21 protein-coding genes are annotated in these 25,811 nt (G+C 69.4%); 9 read left to right on the top strand and 12 right to left on the bottom strand.

Features of this window, described 5'->3' with window-relative positions; translation table 11 throughout:
- Positions 1-73: 73 nt before the first annotated feature.
- Positions 74-1,306, bottom strand: a complete 1,233-nt coding sequence (locus AB0D74_RS43395; RefSeq protein ID WP_362599767.1) for a sugar diacid recognition domain-containing protein — start codon at positions 1,304-1,306, stop codon at positions 74-76.
- A gap of 198 nt (positions 1,307-1,504) precedes the next feature.
- On the opposite strand from AB0D74_RS43395, the gene AB0D74_RS43390 reads away from it, so the two are divergent.
- Genes AB0D74_RS43390 through AB0D74_RS43375 form a run of 4 tightly spaced genes read left to right on the top strand, consistent with a single transcriptional unit; the run spans position 1,505 to position 5,333 of the window.
- The gene (locus AB0D74_RS43390; protein ID WP_362599766.1) at positions 1,505-2,446 is read left to right on the top strand and encodes a transporter substrate-binding domain-containing protein; all 942 of its coding nucleotides are present in this window, start codon (positions 1,505-1,507) and stop codon (positions 2,444-2,446) included.
- Between the two features lie 9 nt (positions 2,447-2,455).
- Positions 2,456-3,232, top strand: a complete 777-nt coding sequence (locus AB0D74_RS43385) for an amino acid ABC transporter permease (protein ID WP_362599765.1) — start codon at positions 2,456-2,458, stop codon at positions 3,230-3,232.
- On the top strand, positions 3,229-4,029 hold the full coding sequence (locus tag AB0D74_RS43380) for an amino acid ABC transporter ATP-binding protein (protein ID WP_362599763.1): 801 nt from the start codon (positions 3,229-3,231) through the stop codon (positions 4,027-4,029). Before AB0D74_RS43385 ends, AB0D74_RS43380 begins: the two co-directional genes overlap by 4 nt.
- On the top strand, positions 4,026-5,333 hold the full coding sequence (locus tag AB0D74_RS43375; protein ID WP_362599761.1) for an FAD-dependent oxidoreductase: 1,308 nt from the start codon (positions 4,026-4,028) through the stop codon (positions 5,331-5,333). Before AB0D74_RS43380 ends, AB0D74_RS43375 begins: the two co-directional genes overlap by 4 nt.
- Before the next feature lie 2 nt (positions 5,334-5,335).
- Here the strand turns inward: AB0D74_RS43375 and AB0D74_RS43370 are convergent, their stop codons facing one another.
- Positions 5,336-5,926 carry a fasciclin domain-containing protein gene (locus AB0D74_RS43370; protein WP_362599759.1) on the bottom strand — a complete coding sequence of 197 codons (591 nt, stop codon included), beginning with the start codon at positions 5,924-5,926 and terminating at the stop codon, positions 5,336-5,338.
- Positions 5,927-6,292: 366 nt separating this feature from the next.
- Positions 6,293-7,282 (bottom strand): tetratricopeptide repeat protein, encoded by a 990-nt coding sequence (locus AB0D74_RS43365; protein WP_362599757.1) that lies wholly within the window; start codon positions 7,280-7,282, stop codon positions 6,293-6,295.
- Positions 7,283-7,643: 361 nt separating this feature from the next.
- Between AB0D74_RS43365 and AB0D74_RS43360 the strand changes: the two genes are divergently transcribed.
- Positions 7,644-8,252 carry a hypothetical protein gene (locus AB0D74_RS43360; RefSeq protein WP_362599755.1) on the top strand — a complete coding sequence of 203 codons (609 nt, stop codon included), beginning with the start codon at positions 7,644-7,646 and terminating at the stop codon, positions 8,250-8,252.
- A 65-nt stretch (positions 8,253-8,317) separates the two neighbouring features.
- The gene (locus AB0D74_RS43355) at positions 8,318-9,316 is read left to right on the top strand and encodes a glycosyl hydrolase (RefSeq protein WP_362599753.1); all 999 of its coding nucleotides are present in this window, start codon (positions 8,318-8,320) and stop codon (positions 9,314-9,316) included.
- On the opposite strand, the gene AB0D74_RS43350 is transcribed toward AB0D74_RS43355, so the two are convergent.
- Together AB0D74_RS43350 and AB0D74_RS43345 are read right to left on the bottom strand one after the other, a co-directional pair.
- On the bottom strand, positions 9,303-10,493 hold the full coding sequence (locus tag AB0D74_RS43350) for a glycosyl hydrolase (protein WP_362599751.1): 1,191 nt from the start codon (positions 10,491-10,493) through the stop codon (positions 9,303-9,305). The genes AB0D74_RS43355 and AB0D74_RS43350 overlap by 14 nt on opposite strands.
- The gene (locus AB0D74_RS43345) at positions 10,486-11,793 is read right to left on the bottom strand and encodes a glycosyltransferase family 2 protein (RefSeq protein ID WP_362599749.1); all 1,308 of its coding nucleotides are present in this window, start codon (positions 11,791-11,793) and stop codon (positions 10,486-10,488) included. Before AB0D74_RS43345 ends, AB0D74_RS43350 begins: the two co-directional genes overlap by 8 nt.
- A gap of 414 nt (positions 11,794-12,207) precedes the next feature.
- Between AB0D74_RS43345 and AB0D74_RS43340 the strand changes: the two genes are divergently transcribed.
- On the top strand, positions 12,208-13,512 hold the full coding sequence (locus AB0D74_RS43340) for a UDP-glucose/GDP-mannose dehydrogenase family protein (protein ID WP_362599747.1): 1,305 nt from the start codon (positions 12,208-12,210) through the stop codon (positions 13,510-13,512).
- Between the two features lie 215 nt (positions 13,513-13,727).
- Here AB0D74_RS43340 and AB0D74_RS43335 read toward each other — a convergent pair whose 3' ends face one another.
- Positions 13,728-14,030 carry a hypothetical protein gene (locus AB0D74_RS43335; protein ID WP_362599745.1) on the bottom strand — a complete coding sequence of 101 codons (303 nt, stop codon included), beginning with the start codon at positions 14,028-14,030 and terminating at the stop codon, positions 13,728-13,730.
- Between the two features lie 40 nt (positions 14,031-14,070).
- Here AB0D74_RS43335 and AB0D74_RS43330 point away from each other — a divergent pair, with 40 nt between their 5' ends.
- Positions 14,071-14,391 carry a hypothetical protein gene (locus AB0D74_RS43330; protein ID WP_362599743.1) on the top strand — a complete coding sequence of 107 codons (321 nt, stop codon included), beginning with the start codon at positions 14,071-14,073 and terminating at the stop codon, positions 14,389-14,391.
- Between the two features lie 182 nt (positions 14,392-14,573).
- Here AB0D74_RS43330 and AB0D74_RS43325 read toward each other — a convergent pair whose 3' ends face one another.
- The 4 genes from AB0D74_RS43325 to AB0D74_RS43310 form a co-directional block, all read right to left on the bottom strand.
- Complete coding sequence (locus AB0D74_RS43325; RefSeq protein ID WP_362599741.1) at positions 14,574-14,762, bottom strand: hypothetical protein; 189 nt, start codon at positions 14,760-14,762, stop codon at positions 14,574-14,576.
- Positions 14,763-14,969: 207 nt separating this feature from the next.
- Positions 14,970-15,653: a hypothetical protein gene (locus AB0D74_RS43320; RefSeq protein WP_362599740.1), complete on the bottom strand. Its 684-nt coding sequence runs from the start codon at positions 15,651-15,653 to the stop codon at positions 14,970-14,972.
- A gap of 469 nt (positions 15,654-16,122) precedes the next feature.
- Positions 16,123-17,088 carry a hypothetical protein gene (locus AB0D74_RS43315; protein WP_362599738.1) on the bottom strand — a complete coding sequence of 322 codons (966 nt, stop codon included), beginning with the start codon at positions 17,086-17,088 and terminating at the stop codon, positions 16,123-16,125.
- Positions 17,089-17,276: 188 nt separating this feature from the next.
- Positions 17,277-18,188 carry a helix-turn-helix transcriptional regulator gene (locus AB0D74_RS43310; protein WP_362599736.1) on the bottom strand — a complete coding sequence of 304 codons (912 nt, stop codon included), beginning with the start codon at positions 18,186-18,188 and terminating at the stop codon, positions 17,277-17,279.
- A 485-nt stretch (positions 18,189-18,673) separates the two neighbouring features.
- On the opposite strand from AB0D74_RS43310, the gene AB0D74_RS43305 reads away from it, so the two are divergent.
- Positions 18,674-18,856 carry a hypothetical protein gene (locus tag AB0D74_RS43305; RefSeq protein WP_362599734.1) on the top strand — a complete coding sequence of 61 codons (183 nt, stop codon included), beginning with the start codon at positions 18,674-18,676 and terminating at the stop codon, positions 18,854-18,856.
- A gap of 1,112 nt (positions 18,857-19,968) precedes the next feature.
- Here AB0D74_RS43305 and AB0D74_RS43300 read toward each other — a convergent pair.
- Both AB0D74_RS43300 and AB0D74_RS43295 read right to left on the bottom strand, forming a co-directional pair.
- Positions 19,969-21,627: a hypothetical protein gene (locus AB0D74_RS43300; protein ID WP_362599733.1), complete on the bottom strand. Its 1,659-nt coding sequence runs from the start codon at positions 21,625-21,627 to the stop codon at positions 19,969-19,971.
- On the bottom strand, positions 21,624-25,265 hold the full coding sequence (locus AB0D74_RS43295; RefSeq protein ID WP_362599731.1) for an AAA domain-containing protein: 3,642 nt from the start codon (positions 25,263-25,265) through the stop codon (positions 21,624-21,626). Before AB0D74_RS43295 ends, AB0D74_RS43300 begins: the two co-directional genes overlap by 4 nt.
- Positions 25,266-25,811: the final 546 nt, after the last annotated feature.

Here is a 25,811-nt window from a genome sequence, read left to right as displayed (position 1 = left end):
GAAATGCAAAGCATTTGGCCGACGTCACATTTGCTGCTGATCAGCGCGGTGGCGATGCCTGGCCGCCCCTTTGCTAGGGCTTTGCTCTTTCCTTGCCGCCTGTGCGAGAAGAAACGCCGTCACCGCCACCCAGCCGGTCCGCCAGGCAGGCGAGGTAGAGCGCCATGGTGGTCCGGTGTTCGCGCAGCGGGCGGCCGGTGATCTGCTCGATCTTGTGCATGCGGTAGACGACGGTGTTGCGGTGGACGTGCAGCGCCTCGGAGGCCCTGACGAGGTTGAACCCGTTCTCGCACCAGGCGGTGATCGTGTCGCGGAGCGCCGGCCAGTCCGGCTGCGCGCGCAGGTCCGCGGTGGTGAGGTCGACCAGCCGGTTGCGGGCGGACTGGCTCACCGCGGTCAGCATCTGGTGGACCCGCAGATCGGTGATGAGGTGGACGGCGGTCCCGTCCGCCACCCGGGTGCCGAGGCGCAGCGCCTCGCACGCGTCCTGGTAGGAGTCGTGCAGCCCGCCGACCGAACCGGCCGGTTCGCCGATGCCCGCGCGGGCGGCCAGGCCGTCCTGGGCGGCGATGACGTCGGTGACCCGCCGGCAGCCGGCGGCCAGGGACTCCGTCGAGCAGCCGGCCGGCAGCCGGTGCAGGACGCCGATCCAGCCGGGGGCCGTGGCGGCGATGATGTCCTGGGGGTCCGCGAAGACCTCGCCGACGGTGCGGAGCAGCTCGGACCGGACCAGCGCCAGGGCGGGGGCGGCCTGGCGGTGCGCGCCCTGGCCGTGCGCGGTCGCGGCGGGGACGGTCACCTCGAACACCACCGCGACCCGCCGCAGCCGCAGGTCGAAGCCGAGCTCGGCGGCCCGGAAGACGAGGAAGTCGCCCTCGACGACCTCGGGGTCGTAGGCGGCGATGTCGGCGAGCAGCTTCTCGCCCGCGCGCTCCGCCAGCAGCCGGGAACGCAGCATCACCGACTCCCGCAGCAGGATCTCCGTCTGCCGCTTCACCAGCAGCCCGAACCGCCGGACCTGGGCCGGCGTCCCGGTGATCCCGACCGTCCCCACCGCCTGCCCGCCCGCGATCAGCGGCAGCGTCATGCCGGGGCGCACCCCGCGCAGCAGCTGGGCCTGGGACGCGTCGTGCGTGGCGGCCTCCTGCGTGCGGACGACCTGCACGGACGCCTCGTGGAAGGTGCCGACGCGGCTGCTGTCGCCGCTGCCGATGACCATGCCCTCCGCATCGGTGATCAGCACGTTGAAGCCGATGACGGCGGAGGTGTCCCCGGCGATCTCCTGCGCGAGTGACGGGCTCAGCACGGGCGTTCCTCCCGTCGCGGGGCGGGCCGGGCTTGGACGCACCGTACAGGGGAGGGAACGATTCCGGCCACAACTGTGTACGAAGTGACCGGTGACGTACGACGGGACGCTCCCTAGCGTATGGCCCCAATCCTCCCCGCCGGGGGCACGACGCGGTGAACGGCGGGCTCCCTCAGCCGGAACGGAAGGCTCGTGCCGATGATCCGTGTGCGCTCCGTCGCCGCCTCTCTGTCAACATTCCTCCTCCTCTCCTCCGTCGCCGCCTGCGGCTCGGGCGGCGACGACGCCCCGAAGAACGTCTCCGCGAAGACGGCCGCCCTGGGCACCCTCACCCCCGGCGTCATCAAGGTCGCCGTCGAACCGTACGCGCCGTACACCACCGTCAAGGGCGGCAAGATCGTCGGCCTGGACGGCGACATCCTCGCCTACGCGGCCAAGAAGCTGGGCCTGGAGATCAAACCCCAGGTCACGGACTTCGCCGGCATGCTCGCCGGGGTGCAGTCCCGCCGGGTGGACATCACCATCGGCGGGGTCGCCTGGTCCGCCGACCGGCAGAAGCAGGGCCTGTTCACCGACCCGCCCTACTACTCGCCCCCGGCGATGGCCGTCCGCGACGGCAAGACCTACAAGACGGTCGACGACCTGGAGCACCTGAACCTCGGCACCGTCGAGGGCTACGTCTGGGTCAAGTCGATCCAGGCCGTGCCCGGCGCCAAGCTGCACGCCTACCCGGACGCCAACGGCGTCTTCGACGACCTCGGCGCGGGCCGCATCGACGTCGGCTTCCTCGACCCGCTGCTCATCATCGCCGCCCAGAAGGAACGCCCCGACCTCAAGATCAGCACCGAGTACCTCACCCCGCCCACCGCCGCGCAGGTCAAGGCCAAGCCCGCGTACTCCTACTTCCAGCCGTACCAGACCGGCTTCTACCTCCCCAAGCAGGAGCCCAAGCTGGAGAAGGCGATCTCCGCGCAGATCGACGCCATGTACCGGAACGGCGAACTGGCCAAGCTCATCAAGAAGTACGGCGGCGACCCCGAGCAGTTCCTCAAGCCCTCCGCCGACATGGCCGCCGCACGCCGGGGCGTCGACCGGCCCGCGGACTGGACCCCGCCGACCATCGGCTCCGCCGGCCAGTGAGGGGATGACATGTCCGGCTTCTTCCAGGTCCCCTGGTCCGACTACCGCCCCGACCTCGTCGCCGCGCTCGGCCGCACCGTGTCGTACACCGTGGTCAGCTTCGCCGGCGCGGTCGTCCTCGGCCTCGCGGTGGCCCTGCTCCGGCTGAGCCGGGTCTGGCCCGCCCGGGCCCTCGCCGCCGTCTACACCGAGGTGTTCAAGAACGTCCCCCTCCTCGCCATCATCTTCCTCGCCTACTTCGGCCTGGCCTCGGCCGGCATCAGGCTCGACGTGTTCACCGCCGGCTGCCTGAGCCTGGTCGTCTTCTACGCCGCCTACCTCTCCGAGATCTTCCGCGCCGCGATCAGCGGCGTGCACGCCGGACAGACCGAGGCGGGCGAGGCGCTGGGCCTGGGCCGGGCCGGCATCTTCGGCCACGTGGTCCTGCCGCAGGCCGTCCGGCTGGCCCTGGCCGGCACCAACACCATGCTCGTCGACCTGCTCAAGTCCACCTCACTGCTCGTCACCATCTCCGCCGCCGAGCTGATGTCGGAGGGACGGCTCATCACCTCGGCGACCTTCCGGGCGCTGGAGGTCTACCTGGTCATCTCGGCCGTCTACTTCGTCCTGTGCTACCCGCTCTCCCAACTGCTCCTGCTGCTGGAGCGGAAGGTACGGGCCGGCGTCCCCCTGTCCCCCCGGCGCCGGCGGCGGATCCGCGCCGCCCGCGCCCTGCTCGCCGCCGACCTCGGCACCGGAACCGGCACCGGAACCGCGGCAACCGACCGGAAGGAGGCGGTCGTATGACCGAGCCCGTGACCACCGCCGGGACCGACACCCCGTGCGCGTCGCCCACCGAGGCGGTCGTACGCATACGAGGGCTCCGCAAGGCCTTCGACGGCCGCACGGTCCTCGACGACGTGAACCTGGAGGTCGGCCGGGGCAGCATCGTGAGCGTCATCGGGCAGAGCGGCGGCGGGAAGACGACGCTGATGCGTTGCGTCAACCTGCTCGAATCCCCGGACGACGGCACGGTCGAAGTCGCCGGTGAAGTGGTGCACCAGGCCGGCCGCAAGGTCTGCCGGGACCTGCCCGGACTGCGCCGCACGGTCGGCATGGTCTTCCAGCGGTTCAACCTCTTCCCGCACCTCACCGCCGTGGAGAACGTCGTACTGGCCCAGCGCGCGGCAGGCATCCCCGAACCGGAGGCGCTGGAACGGGCCGTCACGCTGCTGCGCCGGGTCGGCGTGGCCCACCGCGCGCTCGCGCAGCCCGAGATGCTCTCCGGCGGCGAACAGCAGCGCGTCGCCATCGCCCGGGCCCTCGCCCTCAGGCCCGCGGTACTCCTCTTCGACGAGCCCACCTCCTCCCTCGACCCGGAGGCCACCCGGGAAGTGCTCGGCGTGATGCGGGAGCTGGCCGCGGACGGCATGACCATGCTGCTGGTCACCCACGAACTCCCCTTCGCCCGCGAGGTGTCCGACCACGTCGTCTTCGTCGACCGCGGCCGGATCGTGGAGGAGGGCAGGCCGCAGGACGTCCTCGACCACCCCGCCCAGGCCCGGACCCGGGAGTTCCTCGCCGCGTACGGATCCGCGTCATGAGCGGCGTGACCGGCACTCCCGGCACGTCCGGTCTGGTGGGAGACGGCCCCGTGGTGGTGGTCGGGGGCGGTGTGGTGGGCCTCTGCACCGCCTACTACCTGGCCGAGGCCGGCATCCCCGTGGAGGTCGTCGAACGGCGCGGCCTGGCCTCGGGCGCCTCCCGCGGCAACGCGGGCTGGGTCTGCCTCAGCCACTCCACCCCCGTCCCGGCCCCCGGCGTCGTCCGCTACGCACTGCGCTCACTGGGCCGCCCGGACTCGCCCCTCTACCTACGGCCGCTGCCCGACCCGGCGTTCGCCCGCTGGCTGTGGCGGTTCTGGCGCAGCAGCACACCGGCCGCCTTCCGGCACGGCTACGCGGCGATCGCCGAGCTGAACCGCGACACCTTCGACCTCTTCGACGGGCTGCGCGCGGCCGGGGTCGACACCACCCTGACCCGCCCCGGCATGGTGCACGCCTTCCTCTCCCCGGCCGAGGCCCGCCACCACCTCGCCGTCCAGCGGGAGATGGCCGACGGCCGCTACCCGCTCCCCGCCGACATCGTCACCGGATCCGCGGCCCGGCTCCTTGACGAGGCACTCTCGGACCGGGTGCGCGCTGCCTACCTCGTCGAGGGGGAGGGCGTGGTCGACCCGGAGGCGTTCGCCCGCGCGCTCGCCGAGACGCTCGCCGCGTCCGGGGTGAAACTCCACGAGAACGCGGAGGCCACCGGCTTCCGCACCTCGGGGGACCAGGTCACCGCGCTGCGCACCACCCAGGGCGACATTCCCTGCGCGGCCGTCGTCATCGCGGCCGGCACCCGCTCCTCGGCCCTCCTCGGCCACCTCGGCCGTCCGCTGCCCCTCCAGGCGGGCAAGGGCTACAGCTTCTCGGTCGACCTGGACCCGGCACCCCGGCACCCGCTCTACTTCGGCGAGCGCCGGGCCGTCGCCTCGCCGATCGGCACCACCACGCGCATCGGCGGCACGATGGAACTCAGCGGCAACAACAACCGCCTCGACTGGCGCCGCGTCGTCGCCGTCGCCCTCGCCAGCCGGCACTACCTGGGCCGCTGGTTCGACGACCCCGACGACCTGGTCGGCCTCATCCGCGACCCCTGGGTGGGCGGACGGCCCTTCCTCCCCGACGGCCTCCCCGTCGTCGACCGGGTCCCGGGCCACGCCAACGCCTACGCGGCCACCGGCCACGGCATGCTCGGCGTCACCCTGGGCCCGGTCACCGGCCACCACCTCACCCGCTACGTCCTCACCGGCCGCCGCCCCGAGGCCCTGAACCCCTTCCGCTTCGACCGGCTCCGGCGCTGAACTCAGGAGGGTGGCTGGAGGACCGCGTCGACGACGTAGATGGTGGCGTTCGCGGCCTTGATGTTGCCGCAGACGATGTTCGCCTTGCCGTTGACCTTGAAGTCGGTGCCCGAGCCCGACGTGGTCAGCTTGCTGCCCTCCACCGTCTTGAAGGAGCCGTGGGAGAGCTCGTCCGGGGTGATCTGCCGGTCCACGACGTGGTAGGTCAGCAGCTTCTTCAACTGCCCCTGGTCGGCCAGGACCGAGGCGAACTGGGCCACCGTCACCGCCTGGAAGGCCTGGTCGTCAGGGGCGAAGACGGTGATGCCCGGCTTCCCGTCGAGGGTGCCGTCCAGCCGCGCCCTGACCACGGCGGAGACCAGGTGGCTGAGTTGCGGATACGCTGCCGCGGCCTCCAGGACCTTGTCCTTGGCCGTACCGACCTTCTGGGCGAGCGCCTCGCAGCCGGGACCGAACGTGCCCGTGGCCGACGGGCTCGGCGTCGCGTCCTGTGCGTGGCTCTGCGACGCCGTACCGGCCAGCGCCAGCGGGACGGCGACCAGAGCCGCCGCCGCGGCGTGCGCCGTACGCATGCGCATGCGGGTGAACCTCATCGCAACCTTCCTCCCGTGGAAGCGTGAACACTGCAGAGGTCTGGACTGCGCCAACGGGCCCGGGGCAACGTCACCCGGCCACCCAGCGAGCGTAGCCAGCGGCAGCCGCCGACCGCATCTCGAAGGCGACGACATCAGCGCCGGGCACGGCCCGGGCCGCCCCCGTCCGGCCCCCCGCCTACGGACCACCAGAAGAAGCGGCTGATCGACTCGCGCTCCCCTTCCCCCCGAAAGACCATGGGAACCGGCACACCTCGGCACCCGGAGAGCAAGCACAAGCGTCCCGGGCGAGCGAACCAGGGCCGAGTGCGTGCCGCCCTGCCGGGGCACCCGTCGGACGGGCGGGCCGGGGAGGTCGTGCGGGGGTCAGGGTGTCGTGGGGCTCGTGGCGCGCTCCAGCAGTTCCCGGGCGTCGCGGACGCACGCGTGGTCGGGGCTGAACAGTTCCGTGAGCGTCGTGACGGTTTCGCGGGCGGCCTGGGCCGCCTCGTCGTGGCGTCCGAGGCCGAGGAGAGCCTCGGCCATGGGGACGCCGGCCGTGTGGACCTCGGCGGCGTCGAAGTGCAGAGGGGGGTCGTAGGCCCGGCGGGCACCGGTCACGAGGTCGAGGGCCTCGGCGTGGCGGCCTTGCGCGCTGAGCGCGTGGGCGAGGCTCAGCTCCAGGGAGAAGACCAGGTCGCCCCTGCCGTCCTGCCGCACCCGCATCGCCGCCAGGGCCTGGCGCGCGGTCGACTCCGCCTCCTCCGGCCGCCCTTGGCGGGTGAGGGCGTAGGACAGTGCGTGTGTCGCGATCCACCGCACGAAGAGGCCGGTGGGCGCGCGGGTGAACACGCTCCGTTCGATGATGGCACGCGCGTCGGCCTCGGCCTCCGCGAACCGGCGCAGGTGACACAGTTCGGGGGCGCGCAGGGCCCGCACGCCGAGCCACGCCGAGCTGAGCTCGTCGACGTGTTCCCCGAGCTGGTCGCCGACGACCTCGTACTCGCGGGCGGCCTCCTCGTGGCGGCCCAGACGGGACAGGGCGGCGGCGTGCAGCCGCAGCAGGGACGGAGTGGCCCGGTCGGTCACGGCCCGCCCCCGGATTCTCCGCAGCCGCCGGAAACCGGCCTCCGCCTCGGCCACCTGGCTGGTGTGGAGGATGAGCGCGACGCCCAGGTGGTACAGGGCCAGCTGCGTCGCGCGATGCTCGTCACCGAGGCGGTTCCCGGCCTCGGCCATGCACTCACGCAGCTCCGCCCGAGCCTCTTCCGTGGTCGCGTTCGCCCCGCCCGAGGAGACGGCCCGCTCGATGCGTTGCACGAGAGCCGCCGCCTCGACGGCCGCCGTGTCCACGTGCCGTCGCTTGAAGATCCCCACCCTGTCCGCCCCCCTGACCCTCCGAGTCGGCCCCGATCCTGCCACGCACCCCCCCCGCCGACGGCCCGCCGGCCCACCCCACACGGAACAGCCCCGGCACCTGCTCCCCTCCGCGCCCGACCACCGGCGCCCGACCGGCCCGCCGGCACCGGCCGCCACAGCCCCGCGCCCGGCAGAACCGAACACGCCGTGGAGGCCCGGTCCGACCGTCCGTCCCGTACCGCGCCGCCATCAACCGGGCGCGACGCGCTGCCTGCCGGATTTACCACGATGGGGTGAATCGGGCAGGTATGCGGCAACCGCGCGTCATCTGCACATGTCACACATCTTGCTTTCGACGGCAGACACCCCAGGGGGACCCATGAACAACCAGCAGCCGCAGCACTCCGGATGGAGCGGCCCGCAGCAGCCGTACGGGCAGTCGCCGTTCCTGCCGCAGCCGCCGAAGAAGGGACCCGGCGCGGGGAAGGCCATCGGTCTCGGCTGTCTCGGCCTCGTCGGCGTGGCCGTCGTCCTCGGCATCGCCGGCGTGGTCGCCGGCGGCAGCGGCTCGAACGACTCAGGCGGCGGCGCTTCGAGGTCCACGTCCACCACCACGACCGGCAACGGGACAACCGCCGACGACAGCAAGTCCGACACCAAGGCCGACAGCAAGAAGGCCGGCGCCCCGAAGACCGTCGTCTTCAAGGTCTGGGGAACCGCACCGGCCGGAGTGCTCGGCGGTCTCGACATCACCTACGGCTCCGACAGCGACACCCGCCAGGGCGCCTTCAGGAACGGCAGGTTCGAGGCGACCCTGCCCCAGAACAAGGGGGCCATGTACTTCACGCTCAACGCCCAGCTGCAGGGCTCGGGGGACATCAACTGCAGCGTGACCGTGGACGGGCAGACGAAGTCCGGGCACGCGTCCGGCGGTTACAACATCTGCGACGCCCAGCTCACCAGCGACTTCACCGGCGGCTGGCAGTAGCGGCGACCGTCGGCCCCGGGGCGGGCAGTCCGCAGGGCCCCGGGGCGGAGTGGGATCATGCCGTGGTGACGGCAGGATCCGCAGCACGGTTCGTGGCGGCCCCGATGCTCGCCCTGGGGCTGCTGCTCACCGGCTGTGCCTCCGGGCAGGCGCGCTCCGTACGGCCGGCGGACGACGCGGTGCGGCGGATCACCGCACCGCAGGGCCGGTACTTCGGGGTGAGCACCCGGCAGACCCCGTGGTCCCGGGCGGAGACGGCCGCGGTGACCCGGAACGCGGGCCACGCGCCGAACATGCTGGAGTACTTCGTCAAGTGGACGGAGGACTTCCGGCCGGCCGCGGTACGGGAGTCGTACGCGCAGGGCGCCGTGCCCCTGCTGACCTGGGAGCCCTGGGCCGGCTCCGGCGCCGGTACCCGGCAGCCGCGGTACGCACTGACGCGGATCGCGCGGGGCGGCTTCGACGCCTACGTGACGCGCTTCGCGAAGGCGGTACGCGCGCAGGGCCGGCCGGTGGTGATCCGCTTCGCCCATGAGATGAACGGCACCTGGTTCCCGTGGTCGGAGCAGCGCAACGGCAACCGCAGGGGCGACTACGTGAAGGCGTGGCGGCACGTCCACGACCTCTTCGAGCGGGCCGGCGCCGACGACGTCGTCTGGCTGTGGAGCCCGAACGTGGTGCGGGACGCGCCCACGGTGCCGCTGCGGGAGCTGTACCCCGGGGACGCCTACGTCGACCTGGTCGGGATGACGGGTTATCAGGACGGCGAGTCCACGGCGGGTGCGGTGTTCGACGCGACCCTCGCCCGGCTGCGCGGCCTGACCGGCCGCCCGGTGCTGATCGCGGAGACCGGGGCCCGGCCCGGAGAGAGGAAGGCGGCCTGGATCGCCGCCTTCTTCCGGTGGTTCGCCGTCCACCCGGAGGTGATCGGCTTCGTGTGGTTCGAGCGCAGCCGGGCCGAAGGCGGTCACCAGGACTGGCGCTTCAGTCAGACCCCGGGGACCACGCGTGCCTTCGCCGGCGGGCTGGACACCGTACGGCTGGCGCGGATCAGCCGGTCGTAGGGGCGGCGGCCGTCGGCGTTCCCGACGTGGGCAGGTCCGCCGACCCGGTCAGGTCGATCTGCGCGAGCCCGCGCCGGAACGCCTTGAGCGTCGCCGCGTTCTCGGTGTAGCGCCAGTCCGCGCCACCGCCCTGTTCCCGGTCGCGTTCGAACCAGATGAAGCCGATGACGTCGTCCTGCGCGCTCTTCTTCAGCCAGGTGAAGAAGTCGCTGATCCACGGCGCCTTCGACGGGCCGGGTTGCGCGCCGGCCTCGGTGATGACGATGGGGCGGTCGGTGAGCTTGCGGAGCTTCTTCAGCGTCGGGTCGAAGACGGCCGCCGCGGTCTTCTCGTGCACGGCGTAGCCGACCGTGCCGACCCAGTCGGTGTAGTCGTCGCCGGGGTACAGCGCGGCCAGGCTCACCCCGGGCACCGGGCGCAGGATGTTGGGGCTCCACAGCCAGACGACGTTGTCGGCGCCGGCCTGCTCGAAGAGGTCGTGGACGTGCCGCCAGGCCTTGACGTAGTCGCCCTTGTGGTTGCCGCTGCGCCGCTCGGACCAGGGGTACCAGGCGCCGTTCATCTCGTGCGCGAAGCGGATCACGACCGGCCACCTGTGGGCGGCGACGGCTTTCGCGAAGCGCGTGACGTACGCGTCGTACGTGCCGCCCGCGATCTTCGAGAGGGCGTACTTCGGCTGGTCGGTGCCGTACGTGCGGCCGGCCCAGGGCTGCCAGGAGATCACCGGGAGCATGCCCTGCCGGTAGGAGGCGTCGACGGCGGCGGGGTCGAAGTCCTCGTTCCAGTTGACGAAGTACTCGGACATGGTCGGCCGCTGCCCGGCCGCCTTCGCCAGGGCGTTCGTCTTCTTCGACGACCAGGGGATCTGGGTGCTGCTGAGCCCGAAGTACTTGCCTTCGGGAGCGGTGAAGGAAGCTTTCTCCGGGACGGTGGCGCGGGCGGTGGACGCTCCCGACGTCAGCCGGTCCTTGATGCCGGGCTCGGCCGCGGGGACGCCGAGGCCCTGGTAGACCGGCTCGGAGCTGGAGTTGGCGAGGAGGTAGACGCCGTAGCTGAGCAGCGACAGCACGACGACGTTGACGGCCATCCACAGCCGCAGCCGGACACCGCTGCCGCGGTTCCACCAGCGCAGCCGCTTGGCGCGGGACCGTCCGGAGGACCGGGCTGTCTCAGACACTCATCATCACCGATCCGAAGAGCAGGGCGGCGCCCAGCAGGTAGGGGACCACCACGAGGGGGCTGCGGGTGCGTTCGCCGGCGAAGCTGTCGGCGCGGGTTCCCCAGCTCGCGTTGTGGGCCATCCGGAAGAAGCCGAGGAGGCGCACCGGGAGCAGGAGCAGGGTGTTGATGATCATGAAGACCGGCAGGAAGACCATGTCCTTGGGCCGGTAGGCGAAGTGGCGGCCGAAGCGGATGGCCATGGAGATCAGGGACATCAGGGCGGCCAGGCCGAGGACGAACACCAGCGCGTGCCACGGGGTGTGGGGCAGCGGCAGCTGGTTGTAGATGCCGGGCTTGTCGCGCTGCCAGGCGGCGACGGCCCAGGACGCGAAGGTGCCGAGCAGGACGAAGGGCACCAGGATGTCGGCGATGTAGAACAGCCAGAGCATCTTCGCGTGGCGCAGCATCCACCAGAACATCCGCAGGGTGTTGTACTGCGAGCCGCGCGCCCAGCGGTACTGCTGCTTGGCGAGCTTGCGCAGCTCCAGCGGGGCGTCGGTGTAGACCAGCGAGGTGGACTGGTAGACGCTCCGGTACCCGGCCTTGAGGGTGTAGTTGGTCAGCGTCCGGTCGTCGCTGACCTCCAGGAAGACGCCGAGGAACTTCTCGCTGAGGAAGTCCTCCATGCAGTCCTCCAGGATGCTCCGGCGGAAGGCGATGGTCCGGCCGGGCAGGCAGCCCACCGTGCCGACCACGCTCATCGCGGGCATCGAGTAGTGGCAGCGGACGCTCTCCAGCCAGTCGGCCCAGCGGGTGAGCACCGAGCGCCCGGGGTCGAGGATCCGCTGCCGGGTGGTGACACCGCCGACCTCGGGATCGCGGAAAGGTTTCACCAACTCGGCCAGGGTGTCCGTGGTCCAGATGGTGTCGGAGTCGACGAGTACGGCGATGTCACCGGTCGCCTCCGCCAGGCCGACCCGCAGCGCGTTGCGCTTGCCGGGTGTCTCGGTCCAGCGCCAGGCGACGCCCATGTCGGTGCAGATGTGCTCCAGCACCGGGTTGCGCCGGCCGTTGATGACGACGATGACCTCGGTCGGCCGCTGCTCGGTTATCCGCTGGAGTACGGAACGGAAAAGGTCTTCCGGCTCGTCGACGACGGGAATGATGACCGAGGTCGTCGTCTGCCAGGGGCGTTTCCACGGTTTGTAGCGGCGGGCCAGCAGAATGCGGATGATCCAGAGCGACCAGACCATGGTCATGAAAACGGCGAACGGGTAGACGGCCCCGTTGTTCCGCCATTCTCTCAATTCCAGCAAATACGCAAGCATGACGTTCCCTGAGCCGTGGAATCGGAGATTAAGGCACGGGAGGTCCTCCGCCGGCAGGCCGTGCCGACTGCTCCGCCGGGGCTGCGCGGCCCTGGGCGCCCTCCTGCTCCTGGTGTCGGCGACTTCGACGCTGATCTCGCCAACTGGCCGGAAGTTAGCAGGAGTTACGGTGTGCTAAATCATGAAAAACAGCTCAAAACGTACGATCAAGATCGTTCGTTATTCAACAGAGATGTGAAAGATGTGTGAGGGTTACACGTTCAAAGCGTGGAAGATCACGCTCGTGTGACGTTTGCGTGACATGGGACGACGTGGCCGATCAGCGCACTTCCCCGGGTTATGGTTCCGCTCTCCACAGACCCTCGACAGGGTCACTGAGCACCATGTGCGGAAGGCGATTCAGTGTCTGCCCGTGTGACAGTCATCGGTACCGGATATCTCGGTGCCACGCATGCTGCCTGTATGGCGGAAATAGGCCACGAGGTTCTCGGACTCGACGTCGATCCGGACAAGGTCGCCGCACTGCGATCCGGCCGGGTCCCTTTCTACGAACCCGGTCTGGAAGAGCTCCTGGCCACACACGTGGCGACCGGGCGGCTGCGCTTCACCACCTCGTACGAGGAGGTCGCCGAATTCGGCGAGGTCCACTTCTCCTGTGTCGGCACCCCGCAGTCGCCCGGCGGCAACGCGGCCGACCTGCGCTACGTCGACGCCGTCATCGAGCACCTGGCGCCGCTCCTGCCCGGCCGCAACGCGCTGGTGGTCGGCAAGTCCACCGTTCCGGTCGGCACCGCCGAGCGACTCGCGGCGATGCTGCCCGAGGACGCCGAACTCGCCTGGAACCCCGAGTTCCTCCGGGAGGGCTTCGCCGTCGAGGACACCCTGCGGCCCGACCGGCTGGTCTTCGGCGTGCACTCCGCGACGGCCCAGGCGCGGCTGCGCGCGGTCTACGCCCCCGTCATCGCGAACGGAACCCCGGTCGTCGTCACCGACTTCCCCACGGCCGAACTCGTGAAGACCTCGGCCAACGCCTTCCTGGCCACCAAGATCTCCTTCATCAACGCCATGGCCGAGGTCTGCGAGGCCGCCGGCGCCGACGTCACCCTCCTCGCCGAGGCCCTGTCCCACGACACCCGCATCGGCGGCCGTTTCCTGCGCGCCGGCGTCGGATTCGGCGGCGGCTGCCTGCCCAAGGACATCCGTGCCTTCATGGCCCGGGCCGACGAGCTGGGCGTGGACCAGGCGCTGACCTTCCTCCGCGAGGTCGACCACATCAACATGCGCCGCCGCGGCCGGGTCGTGGACCTGGCCCGCGAGGCGGTCGGAGGCGACTTCCCCGGCCGTCGGATCGCCGTCCTGGGCGCCGCCTTCAAGCCCGACTCCGACGACATCCGGGACTCCCCGGCCCTCGACGTGGCCGCGCGGATCCACCTCCAGGGCGGCAACGTCAGCGTCTACGACCCCAAGGCCATGGACAACGCCCGCAAGGCGTTCCCGACCCTGTCCTACGCGACCTCCGCCGAGGACGCCCTGTCCGGCGCCGACGTCGTCCTCCACCTCACCGAGTGGGCGGAGTTCCGGGACCTGGACCCCACCACCCTGCGCGAAACGGTGGCCCACCCGCACATCATCGACGGCCGCAACGCCCTGAACGCCGACCGCTGGCGCACAGCGGGGTGGACGTACCGCGCCTTGGGGCGCCCCTGAAACCACCGGGCGCGCCACCTGAGCGCGTCACCCTGAACAGCCCCGGGGCGCTCATCCCCCCCGCCCCGGGGCACCCTCTTCCCGAACACGGCCAAGGGGCCTACGCCAGCCCGGAGGGTGTGCCTGCCGACAGCTGAGGTCAGGCTGGTTGGCAGGCGTCGCCATTCAGTGTGCCCGGCAGGCCGGCCATATCGGGAACCCGTACCGGCTACCGGCTATCGGCTGAGGAAGTAGACGCCGACAGCAGCCACGCTGGTGCCGCCGAGGATCTGGAAGAGCCCGATCACTCGGAGATACGACGGCCCTGCTGGAGGACCGCCGTAGATACGAGCCGACTTGTTCCGCTGCGTACGCATCGCCTTCGCGTAGAGGCGGGATGCCGCCCTCCTGTAGTCGGTGGCGATGACAGCCCGTCCGCACAGCAAGCCGACCCCCACCATGATGAGGAAGAGGGAACTGGCCGTGCCGGGAGGAGCGCCGGCCGGAGCGGAGCCGGCAAGAACAGCGAGGTACGTCACGCCGATCATCGTGAGACGGCGCCCTGGACCGGTCAATGCCATGAGCTCGATCGAGCACTTCATGTCAGATGGTGATGTCAGGTTGGATGGCCTGATGGAGCGTATTGAGGCCGAGCTGTTCACAGACGGTGGCAACGACGCCGTGGTGCGCATGCCCGGCAGACGGTTCCCCGGGGTCTTGGTGCAGGGCGACTCCCTTCGCATCCTCCGCAGCGACGTGGCCGAGGTAGTGGAAGCATGCGAGCGAGGCGACCTCGACGAAGCGCGGGAGTCCGCGGGCCTGCTCCTTGCGAGCCTGGATGCTCTGCTGACGCGGTACGAGGCTGCGTTGGCCGAGCACGATATTCCGCGGCCCTACTGAACTGTCGGGCCATCGGCTCGGGAAGCTGCGGTCATCTGCACGCTGCGCAAGCGTTGGCCTGCGCGAACGGGCGGGGAGCAGACCCGTTGGGTTCGGCTGCTCGCACCGTGATTCCCCGCTGTTTCCCGCCTGAGCCGGTGCGGCTGTGGTGCGCGCATGCGTGAATGCCGTTTCGGCGGCTCTTACCTCTTCTGGGCTCGGTAGCGCTTCATCAGCGTGGTGATCCGTGCATGGTCCGCGTGGCCGTTGAGTTCCGCCACGAGATCATCGGGGCACAACTCGTAGTGATCGCCCCACCATCGACGTCCGCGGTTGTCCCAGATCCGGTAACCACCGGGCACGCCCCTGGCAACGTAACGTCGTCTGCTCACGGTCCCCCTGCCCCCGGCACCGTCCGTGCCGTGCTTCAGCCAGACGCCCCTACGCGTGACGGTATGCGGGCGCAGTCCGACCTGGCGAGGCAGTTATGGCAGCCGCCGGCCCACACGCTTTCCACCTGTGGTGGTGAGGTGGCGGGCGGTGCAAGAAACCCCGCCAGGGACTGCCCGGCGGGGTTCGACCTCATCGATCTGTCGAGGTCACTCCTGGTTCATGGCGGCTCGCAGGTGGGCGATCAGATCACCGGTCGGCACCTCGACCCAGTCGGCTCCGGATACCCCGGGGCGAATGACCTCGTAACGGTCCTCTTCCGGCTCGTACACCATGACCTGACGGCTCGTTCGGACGAGCGGATCCGCACACAGGCGGACGGCGCCGTGTGTGATCGTCGGGAACATGTTCCGCAGCACCTCGTCCGTGCGGAGGCGACGCAGCAGGTTCCATTGCTTCCGGTGGAATTCGGCCGACAGGAGTCCGGCCCACTGCAAAGAAGTGGGTTCTCCCTCATCGAGCGCCCTGGCGAATCCTTCGAGCTCCAGGAACGTGAATCTCGCCGCCAACCCGTCGAACGGCACGCCTTGCCGCCATGCGACGACCGCCTCGACGAGCAACCCGAACTCGTCCGTCGAGCCGATCTCCCAAGTGAACCCCGGAGTCTCCCAGAGGATTCCGGGAATATGGACACGTACCCGGAACAGTCGCTCCTCGGTCGCGAGGACGACCGACAGGATCCCTCTTGCCGTCTCGATACCGATGATGTCGTCGGTGGGCGAGGGCACTGGCCAGATTTCGCCCATGACCAGCTTCGCGGCCTTTCCCAGCGCTGATACAAGACCGCCCGCGGCGGTCACGTCCGGATACGGGTCGTTCCGGCGGGTATCCATGGCCAACTCCTCAGCAGTGGCAGTAACCGATGACCGAACCCTTCACGGAGCGAAGGTCTCCCTTCAGGACCGACAGATCCGGCATGGCTGTCGGGGCATCCAGCACCATGGCTCCATCGGGACCCGAGGGGAGTAGAACTTGATCGAACTCCACGTGCGCTGACGCGCTGACCATTGGCGAGCGCCCTCGCGATCACGGACATCTCGTATTCCGTGGCAGCTCCGGCCTCACCGGCCGTCAGGCCACGTTGGGCAGCATCCATGAAGGTTCCCTCGTTGGCGACCTCGGCCGCGATATCCACCGCCTGCTCGGTGACACCCCCGCCGTCGGCGCCTGGACCTACCAGTCACCCCCGGTGGCTGCCCACAACCGGCCCTACTACCTGAGCTCCCAGCGTTGACGGAATCCTTGGACCGCGACCGCGACCGCGACCGCGGTACGGGGCGGGTCTCTGCTGTTACTGCTGTCCTACCTGACCAGGCGCGAGAGAACGAGGTTGGGGTCCTCGGCGGTGTTCCAGGCGGCGCTCAGCACGTAGACGGTGTCGCCGTGCAGGGCGATGGACGTGGGGTTCTGCAGACCGTCCGCCGAGCTCAGCACGGTGGAGTGGCTGCCGTTGGGCTGGACGAGCGCGACCTCGTTCGACCCGTCCAGGGCGGCCAGGAGCCGGTCGCCGCGGCCGGTGAAGGCGATGTCGTCGATTCCGGGCATGCCGTCGGCCCGCGTCTGCGCCCGGCCGGCGCGCCCGTCCCTCAGGACGGGGATGCGCAGGACCGTGCCCCGGTCGAGGTTGGTGGCCCAGACCGCGCCGTTGTGGACCTTCAGCCCGTTGGCGCCGAGGAAGCCGGCGGGGGCCAGTTCGGGAGCGGTGGACCAGGCGGTCGCGGTGCCGCCGGTGGTGGGCACCTTCCAGATGCTGCCGCGCACGGAGTCGGCGACGTAGAGGGTGTGGGTGCGCGCGTCCAGTGCCAGTCCGTTGGGCAGGCCGTCCGCCGGCAGCGCGGCGATCCGCTCCGGTCGGCCGCCGGGGCGCATCCGCCATACGCCGGTGAGGTCGGCGGTGCCGGTGGCGTACAGGAAGTACAGGGTTCCGTCGTGGGCGCGGGTGATGCCGACGGTCAGCGGGAAGCCGAGAGCGGGGGTGTGAACGCCGCCGTCGGCGGGTTCGGGCAGGGTGGCCCGGATCCGGACGGTGCCCTCGGGGGAGACCTCGGCGACCTGGCGGGCCTTGGCGAAGGTGACGTACGCGCGGCCGTCCGGTGCCAGGGTGACGTTCTCCGGTGTCTGGCCCTGGGCCAGGTCGAAGTGCGCGGCGATCCGCGCACCGCTCAGGGGTGCGGAGGCGGCTGAGGCGGGAGCGGAGTTGAGCACTGTCGCAGCGGCGGTGACCAGCGCGCCGACCGCCGCAGCGGATATGGAGAGCTTCTTGAACATGGCTTCCTTCTCGTATTCGGGCTGTTTTCAGGCATGCGGCGGCAACACGCCGACGCATGAGTTGGGATACGTGGTTCTTCCCGCGGGGTGGTGTCCCGCAGGAGCCTTGAGGTGAGGCGGGTCAGGGCCGGGGCCGGCAGCGGACGGGCGTCGGCTCGTCGAGACAACGCCCGGCGACGGTGTGGATATCAGCCCCTGTCGGCGCGGGGCCGTGGCCGCACCGCGTCGGAGGACAGGTCGGCCTGGGCGGCACACTCGCCGGTGGCCTGGGCGAGCAGGGTGAGAGCGGCCCGCGACGGCGAGCCCGCCTCTGTGGTGGCGACCACGACGACGGGACCTTGCCCGCTGCTCATGGTCTGTTGGATGACAGTCAGCGGCCCGACCAGCGGATGGCGCATCTCGTAGTCGGCCACGGTGCAGGCCTTGACCCGGTGGTCGGCCCACATCGAGGCGAACTCAGCACTTTTCGCGCACAGTTCGCCCAGGAGGGAGTGCAGTGCCGCGTCCTCCGGATACTGGGCCGCGACCAGGCGCAGGTTGCCGACCACGGCCGTGGCCTTGCTGCGCCAGTCCGCGTACAGGTCACGGACGTGGCCGTCGAGGAACACCAGCCGGGCCATGTTGGGGCGCCGCGCCGGCCGGTCGGGCGCATCGAAGTCCAGGTGCCCGGCGAACAGCGCATGGCCCAGACGGTTCCACGCGAGGACGTCGCTGCGTCGGCCGAGCACGATCGCGGGAACGTCGCCCAGTACCTCCAGGAACTGGCGCAGCGCCTCCGGCACCCGTTCCGGCGCCGGCCGCCGCCCCCGGGTGCGCCGCCTGTCCACTCGGGCCAAGTCGTGCAGGTACCGCCGCTCGGACTCGTCCAGCCGCAGCGCTCCGGCGATCGCATCGAGAACCTCGGGCGACGCGCTCAGCGACTGTCCCTGCTCCAGCCGTGTGTAGTAGGAGGTGCTCACGCCCGCCAGCAGCGCCAGCTCCTCGCGCCGAAGCCCCGGCACCCGCCGGCGCTCCCCGTAGGTGGACACCCCGATGTCCTCAGGGCGCAGTTGGGAGCGCCGCGTCTGCAGGAAGTCTCCGAGCCGCGTCTTTCCGTCCATGGCTCCGAGTATGGGCCGCCGCGCGGCAGCGAGCCTGACCCGGCTGTGGATAGGAAACGGCGGGTCAGGTTCCCCGCCCGCGTACTCGTTGAAGGGGAGGCGCCGAACCCGGCACCCCGCCCTCACCCAGGAGACCATCTTGAGCACCACCACCGAGAACGCTCCCTTCGAGGGGCTGGACGCGGCCGACTTCGCCTTCACCAGGCGCACTTGGGTGCCTCGGTGCCTCGGTGCCGAGCGCGAGCCGGCGTGACGGTCGGGACGCTGGGGGAAGTTCGGCTTCGAGCCGGCACGCAGCGCCTCTTCCTTGCTGGGCACATGCTCCTTCCACACCATGCCCGTCGAGGCCTCGGAACTGGTCTGCGCCGTCAACCAGGTCTTCAGACCCCAGCGGTACTCGTCCCGAAGCCCGGCGAGTGCTGCGTGGAACTGCGCGGTGAGCGCCTTGGCCGATCCACTCCGTGCACAAGAGAAGCAGAGCCATCATGAACTCGGCCTCTGCCACCGAAGTCACCCTGAGAAGACCGGGAGTCTGCTGCACCTTGGGCAATGTGGTGCTGCACGGTCTCCTCGTCTCTGATCAACTTGAGGAGAGGTTCCACATCGGCGTCCTGTTCGCCGTGGGCAGTGTCGTCATGCTGGTCGTGGCAGCGGCGCTGGTCGCCTAGAAGCGCCCCATGGCCGCCTGGCTGACCGGGGCCGTCGTCAGCCTCGGCGTGATCGTCGGCTTCTGCTGTCGCCCACCGTCGGCCTGCCGTTCGGCTACCACGAACCTGGCTGGGAACCGCCGTACGGCCCCCTGCCCTTGATCGTCGAGGGCCTGTTCGTCCTCGCCTTCCTCGCCTGGCTGGGAGAGAGGCCGGCGCAACAACCGCTTCAACAGCCGCTTCGATCACCGATTCGTCAACGGGAGCATCGTGATCATCGTGCTTCGGTAGCGGTCACCGCAGTTACGCAGAGGCGCGCCCGCCCTGGGCGTGCCCCGAGTCACTTCGCACCCTCCTCGCAACGGCAGGAACCGCGCCCACGTGGTGATGGGAGATCTTCGGTCACTTTCGGATCAACGTCACCATGAACCTGTACACGCACGGCGGGCAGGAGACCCGGCGTGCGGTCATGAGCCACATCGGAGACCGACTGTTCAGAAGGAGCCCCGGTCGTCAGCGCCCAGCGCCGTTGATGCCCGACGCGGTTCTCCGAGGCCCCGGACATGATCGCTCCGGGGCCTCTGACCTGGTGCCCCCGGCAGGATTCGAACCTGCGACACCCGCTTTAGGAGTGGGATTGGATCCTTGCCGGGGGGTACTCAGCGCTGTTGTCTACCCTGTTCCCCCTCGTCAGCGCGACGGCCCCTGAGTGCTCCATCCAGCTTATGACGGCGTGTGCCGGACAGTCCGCTCACGCATCGCGCACGCACGGAGCCCGCATCCTGAGGCAAAGGCGCAGCACGCGGCCATGCCAGCTCACTCAGGCAGGCCAGGACACGGGTCCCCGGTACCAAGGTCACTCGGCGATGGGCGAAACCTGACCGCTGATCGGCGGATGAACGGTGACCCACCTCGCGATTTTCTGATGATCCTCGCCTTCATCGAGGGTCAGGCCGAGCGGGTCATCCAGGTGGAGGACTGGTCTGAGATTCGCTGGCTGCGCCCGGCCCAGGAGATGGCGCTCGCTGGAGCGGACGGCCGCGGGGTTAGCGAGCGTCGAAGTAGCGGCTGGCCAGGTCGGCGAGACTTTCTGGTCTCCCGCGCCGCCGTGACGGCGGCGCGGGAGACCACTCTTACGGCGTGGCCAAGGTCTCCGGGCGGCGGATCACCGCCGAGATGCCTCGGATGCCTGCTGCGAATCCGGTCTCGTGCAGACATGTGCCGCCGGTCCGCAAGGCGCCGTCCTCAGAGTCCTGCGGAACCTGGGCATGCTCGTCATCCACGATCAGCTCGGCAAGGACCAGGTCCTTCCGCAGCGGGCCTCTCCGAGCCGCGGAGACGGCCGTGTCGTCCTGGCAGCGGTTCGCGACGCGCCGCCAGCGGTCGGCGCAATCGGGATCACCGCTCCACATCCACAGACCTGCGGCTGCCCGTGCCACCTGGGCCATGAACTCGGTTCCGCCCACGTGGACGGAGCGTGCCGGCTTTGAGCCCGGCGACCCCGCCCACACGTAGTCGCCGATGACCGCTTCGAGCCCTTCTTCCCTCCCGTCGAAGATCAGGAGGGAGGCTCCACTGCCCGTCGGCTCCTTCGCCGGCTTCAGGAGTTCCCGGCCCAGACGTTGTGCGACGTCGTAGCCGAGCCGGTGCAGCAGGTCGACGACATCCTGCGGGGTGGTTCCCTCTTCCGTGGCGCCATAAAGGACGTCCACTCGCACCCCACGTGTCAATGCGGCCTGGATTGCGTCGCCGAGCTTCGACAGGCTCTCCGCGTTCACCGTGGGCGAGGCGATCAGGACGTGCCTCGTCGCCGTGGCCAATGCCTCGGCAAGCAGGAGGTCGTGGGCCTCCTCGCCGGACACCTCGGAGAGCAGGAGTGCTTCGATCGACTGGTCCGGGGAATCGTCACCGCCGTTCCCGATGGAATCGGCCCCGTCCAGCCAGGGGAAGGAGCTGCCTACCTGAGGGAACTTTGGGGCTCCTACCACGGTAGGCCGGGGTTTGCGCGCCGCAATGCTCAGCGGTGTCGGCCTTGCCGGGCCGGTGGTAGGTGGCTGAGCCGGTACAAGGGGCGTTTCCTTCCTGGCGGTCGTCTGCGGCGTTGGCTGGAGGTCCGGGGTGCTCTCCAGCTCCTCCTGCCTGGCCTGTGCCACTGCCAGGATCTCGGTCGACAGAGCCTGGTGCCAGCCCCGGGGAAGCCCCGAGATGGCTCGGTCGGCAAGGTTGACGCGCACAGGGACGTACCGACGGAAGGTCACAAGCCTGGGCCGTCCGATGCCGCGCACCCACTCGCCGCTGTTGCGCGGCAACAGCTTCTGGATCTGAGACTCGTCCAGTGTGCTGCGCACGATGCGCCAGGGAGTCGACGGGTTGAGGTCCGGCCGTGCCTCCTCCTTCGGGACGGTCAGCACTTCACCACGCCTGGCCAACTGCCCTGCTGTGCGATCGAAGACCACCGTGCAGGGCGGGGCCGGTGCTACGACGACCGATGCCGGTTCCTTTCCGGACGAGCACGCCTGCTGGCCTTCGTCAGTGAGGACGAACGTGGCCTCTCGGCCGCTGGTGACGGCGACCCAGCCGGCACCGACCAGGGTCACCACGGCTTCGACCATGAGTCGTTCGTGGACTCGGAAGGTGTCGCACAGCGAGGTCAGGGTCGCACCCTCGTGGGGGGCGACACCGGCCCGTGCGGCGATCTCCTCCAGGACTCGCTGCTCCAGACGGCTGTACGGGCGCCCCCGAGCTACGTTGAAGTTGACGCTGAACATGCTCACAGGTACGAGGACGATCACGAGTTCTCCCTGAGGTCAGCCGGGATACGCACAGCCCTGCCGTCCAGGAACCATTCGTCTAGCAGGGTGACGATCTTCTTGAAGTGCCACAGAGGATGAACCTCATTCGCGAGCGGTACTGCTTGCATCTGGTGGACGAAGAAGTCCCAGGACCCGGTGAGGACCAGCAGGCGCTCTGCCCGCGAGAGGAGCACGTTCATCCGACCCGGGTCGTCGAGGAACCCCAGGCCGCGGCCGATCTCCTCATCGTTGTTGCGGACCAGGCTGATGGCGACGATGTCCGCCTGGTTGCCTTGGAAGGAGTCGACTGTGTGGGCGGGGAACCAGTTGCCGTCGATCGCTTCGGCTTTGAGACCCAGCTGGACCTGCAGTCCGGCAGGCAGGGGCGTATCCCTCAACTGCTGGCTGAGCAGGCTCACCTGCCGGGAGTACGGGGCCAACACCGCGAGCTTGCCCTGACACCCGCCGTCCGGTCCCAGGGCCTGGAGGAAGTTGGCGAGCGCGCGAGCCTCAGCCGGATTGGTGTACTTCGACTGGCCGCTGTTCGGACCGACCTCACGGGTGGCGGCATCATTGCGGCACCACGGCACGTCGAGCCAGACCACGGCACGGTCACGGATGCCGCTCGGGGTGTGGAAGCTGTGACGCACCCGCTCGGCCGGTTCGCCCTTCTTGTCCAGCGTACGGTTCATCAGTCGCCCCTGGTAGTACGCCTCGGAGATGAGCCGGCCAATGTCCGGGTGCATGCGATGCTGGCCGATCAACTGCCCTGCCGACGCTCCCTTCGCCTCGGTGTCCGTGACAAGACGGTCCGCACCCGTGGCCACGGCGCAGTACTCGTACAGACGGTGGAAGGTCCTCAGCCATTCCTTGGCGTACTCGCGGAACTCGTCTCGGTCCGCCTGGCTGCGCCGCTCCCACGAGTCGAGCCATTCCTGGTCGAGCATGCCGGACGCTCGCAGTTTGAGGCGGCCGAGAATGTGCGCCACAGGGTCCAGGTTGTCGATTCCCTTGTGGTAGTCCTCGTACCGGTAGGGATCCAGTTGCTTGTGGTCACCGATCAGCAGCCAGCGATGACCTGCTTGCAGTGGTAGCGCGAGGTCGAACGCGTGCGCTTTGCCCGCCTCCTCGACGATCGACCAGTCGAACGCCTGACCGGCGGCGAGGGCAACCAGGTCGCCGGCGCTGGTGGTGCAGTACGTGAGGTTCGCGCCGCGTTTGACCAGTTCGACGAAGTCCGACGAACGGGGGCCGAGGTCCTCCTGCTCCTGCATCATATTGATCTCACTGACCATGGCCTTCGCGTCTTCCAGCCAGGCGAGTTGCACCTCGCTGGGCGAACTCATGGCTCCGAGTTGGGAGATGCTGCGCTGGAGCACCTGCCTGGCCACGCCCTCTACGCCGTCCTCCGGCAGTGTGGTTCCTGCCTTGTGCGGACCCCGCAGCCGGATCTGCAGCGGCCTGTCGGCTTCGGGTACGTCCTGAAATGCCTCACCCACCTTCGACCTGAGCACGTCGACGGCTCCGTGGGCCTGGGCCGTGACCAGTACCTGGACGACGGGATCCTCCGTGAGGATCTCGCGCAGCAGCCAGGCGACGAGGGTGGTCTTGCCCGTGCCGGGCGGCCCTTGCAGCGTGTAGATGGGGCGTACCCGGAGGATGTCCTCGATGCTGGCCCGTTTGGGCTCGTCGACCCGTTCGTGGTCGAGTTCGACGGGGAGCTCGGTGGCACCTGTGTCCATGCGGACGTGGCTTGGTGTGGCCAGCGAGCGCAGAAGGTATCCGTGCTGGTCGAGGGCATCGATGGCCTTCTTGCGGCGCCGGAACAGACTGATCTGCCCGGGCATGCCGGCGCTGCGGAGGAACCCCTCCTTCTCCAGCTTTACCCGACCTTTGCTCAGGCCCGGGCGGCTGAGTGTGACGCACTCGGTCGCCTGGTCCATGGCATCGACCTGCCACACATTGCCGTCGTCATCGGATTGGCGGTCCCGGGGAGGGAGCTTCAGGCGGGCGCCGTCGCGGGCCCCCGACAGGATGACCTTGCGGTCGCTGCCCCGTACCTCCTTCTGCAGGAAGTCGATCAAGTCCACCCGGAATGGCTCGAAGACTTCGTGTCCTTCTGGACGCGCGCGCTCCTTGACCACGGCCCACTCCACGCCGTTCTCCAGCCACGGGGCGCGGACGACTTCGTACGGGAAGATCTGTGAGTCGAGGAGGAGCAGTTCGATCTGGTTGCTCACCCGGACGAACTCGTGGAAGCGGCCGAGTTCGCGTGAGACCTGCGCACTGCGGTCGATCTTCGGAAGCGCGGGTTCCCACGACGTGGCGTTCTGCGCGATCGTACGGTCGCGGCCCACCTCGTCCCTGGCATAGGCGAACAGGCGGCCGGGCGGAAGCTCGCGGAAGCTGTCGTCGCCCTCGCTGTAGAGCAGCGGCTGGGCGGACCGGCAGTCTGCGACTTGCCAGCTCGACGTGCCGTCTTTCCCTCGGTACGCGGTGATCTTCAGGCTGAGCCGACCGCCGACGAGGATGAAGTACGGCCGACCCGGGACGGCGTACAGAAGGGGTCTCTGCAGGTCCTGGCGGACGAACTCGCACGCCTCTTTCCGGTGGACCGGATCCCCCGGTATGAAGGTCCCCATGGGGTCGAGTCGCAGGTGGTCACGCAGCCCGCTCTCCATCAGGTGATCGATGAACTCGGACCGCCGCAGATCGAGTGCCAGGACGTACTGCGCGTCCTCTTGCTGGATACGCAGGGGATTCGCCAGGGTCCGCGTAATGTCCTGGATCCGGCCGATGATGTCGTACGGCGCGGTCAGGCGCTCCAGCGGATCCGCAGCGACGAGGTCCAACAGCAGCTTGCGTTCAGCCTCGGTCAGTTCGTGCTTGGCGGCGTCGATGCTCTTGAGCACTCGTGCGTGACGCTCGTGCGGGGCATTGGTGGTGAAGCGTTCGAGGTCAAGCAGTAGCCGTGCGCAGAGAACGCCAAAGGCGAACCAGTCGTCGTCCTGACGCCAGGCAGTCACGCCTCCCGTGGTGCGCTCCGGTGGAACCGGCCAGCCGTCGGGAGGCTGGGTCCCCACCGGACGGCCCAGTTTGACGGACCACTCGAAGCCGCCGAGCCGAAGGGATTCGGCACCGAGGTCCTCGTCGAAGAAGAGGGAGTCGAGGTCCACGCCCCGGTGCAGGACCTGTCGCTCGTGCAGCAGGTTCAGCCCTGTGGCAACGCGCCGTAAGCCGCTCCACAACTGTTCGCGTGCGGCCGTCCCGCGGTTCGAGAGCCACGGGTGGCGGGCGCGGTGCTGCAGCGCGTCGGCGACGCGCTTGTAGCCCGGTGCCTCCAGGACCATGACGAAGCACTGGTGGTCCCGGTCGAGGCCGGCGTCCTTGAGTACGACCAGTGCGTCGTCCGACCTCGGGCTGCTCGCGACCTTGTACAGGGTGCGCAGTTCCTGGTCCCATAGGGCGCGTTGCACCCGGTCTGGTTGCTCGCCCTCGTACGTCCATGTCTTGAGCAGGTACGTGTAGCCGTCGCTGAACGCCTCCCAGACCTGGGATTCGCCATCACCTGCATGCGGACCTCCGGTGATTTCGTACCTGTTCCGCAGAAGCAACGTCCCGACGGTGGGAGTCGTCATGCATCCACCTTCACGAGTTGGAGAGCGGGTAAGTAGGCCCCGCGGGGCCCGACTTGCCGCACGGGTGAAATGTGATCGTACTCACACTTGTTGACCGCTGTGGGCGGTTCCGAATATGCGCTCTTGTCGGTCTTGGTATCGACCTGGCGGGCTTGCGCTGCTCTCGACGCTGCCTGCCCCCTGGTGCGCGGACTGCCTGAAGCCTCAGTGAGGGATTGGAACCTTGCCGGGGAGGGGGCGACGCTGCTGAGCTGTGCTGTTTTCACTGGTAAGCAGCGTGCAGCTGTGTACTCGATTCCTCGCATGACGCTTCGTGCCGGACAGTCCGCTCACGCATCGCGCACGCACGAAGCCCGCGTTCTGGAGGGGTGAGAGTTCAGATGGTGGCCAGGCTGGCCTACTCGGGGGGAGCTATGACGCGGACACTTCTCAGCGCGGCGGGGAAGTGAGGTTGAGTGCTCGTTGAGCGTTCTCGATCAGTCTGTCGTAAGCGGACTGGCGATCGCAGAGGCCGCAGCCCGGCTCGTCCCGCGCGCCCGCGCCACC

The organism is Streptomyces sp. NPDC048278, from assembly GCF_040652195.1.
Taxonomy (GTDB): Bacteria; Actinomycetota; Actinomycetes; order Streptomycetales; family Streptomycetaceae; genus Streptomyces.
The sequence above is the reverse complement of the archived record's forward strand: the minus strand, read 5'-3'. Positions and strand labels throughout refer to the sequence as shown.

What these genes read in the sequence shown, in the direction of transcription:
- AB0D74_RS43390 (WP_362599766.1), top strand. Translation starts at nt 1,505, where the DNA reads ATGATCCGTGTGCGCTCCGTCGCCGCCTCTCTGTCAACATTCCTCCTC.
- AB0D74_RS43385 (WP_362599765.1), top strand. Translation starts at nt 2,456, where the DNA reads ATGTCCGGCTTCTTCCAGGTCCCCTGGTCCGACTACCGCCCCGACCTC.
- AB0D74_RS43380 (WP_362599763.1), top strand. Translation starts at nt 3,229, where the DNA reads ATGACCGAGCCCGTGACCACCGCCGGGACCGACACCCCGTGCGCGTCG.
- AB0D74_RS43375 (WP_362599761.1), top strand. Translation starts at nt 4,026, where the DNA reads ATGAGCGGCGTGACCGGCACTCCCGGCACGTCCGGTCTGGTGGGAGAC.
- AB0D74_RS43370 (WP_362599759.1), bottom strand. Translation starts at nt 5,926, where the DNA reads ATGAGGTTCACCCGCATGCGCATGCGTACGGCGCACGCCGCGGCGGCG.
- AB0D74_RS43360 (WP_362599755.1), top strand. Translation starts at nt 7,644, where the DNA reads ATGAACAACCAGCAGCCGCAGCACTCCGGATGGAGCGGCCCGCAGCAG.
- AB0D74_RS43330 (WP_362599743.1), top strand. Translation starts at nt 14,071, where the DNA reads ATGAGCTCGATCGAGCACTTCATGTCAGATGGTGATGTCAGGTTGGAT.
- AB0D74_RS43320 (WP_362599740.1), bottom strand. Translation starts at nt 15,653, where the DNA reads ATGGATACCCGCCGGAACGACCCGTATCCGGACGTGACCGCCGCGGGC.
- AB0D74_RS43315 (WP_362599738.1), bottom strand. Translation starts at nt 17,088, where the DNA reads ATGTTCAAGAAGCTCTCCATATCCGCTGCGGCGGTCGGCGCGCTGGTC.
- AB0D74_RS43310 (WP_362599736.1), bottom strand. Translation starts at nt 18,188, where the DNA reads ATGGACGGAAAGACGCGGCTCGGAGACTTCCTGCAGACGCGGCGCTCC.
- AB0D74_RS43305 (WP_362599734.1), top strand. Translation starts at nt 18,674, where the DNA reads ATGAACTCGGCCTCTGCCACCGAAGTCACCCTGAGAAGACCGGGAGTC.
- AB0D74_RS43295 (WP_362599731.1), bottom strand. Translation starts at nt 25,265, where the DNA reads ATGACGACTCCCACCGTCGGGACGTTGCTTCTGCGGAACAGGTACGAA.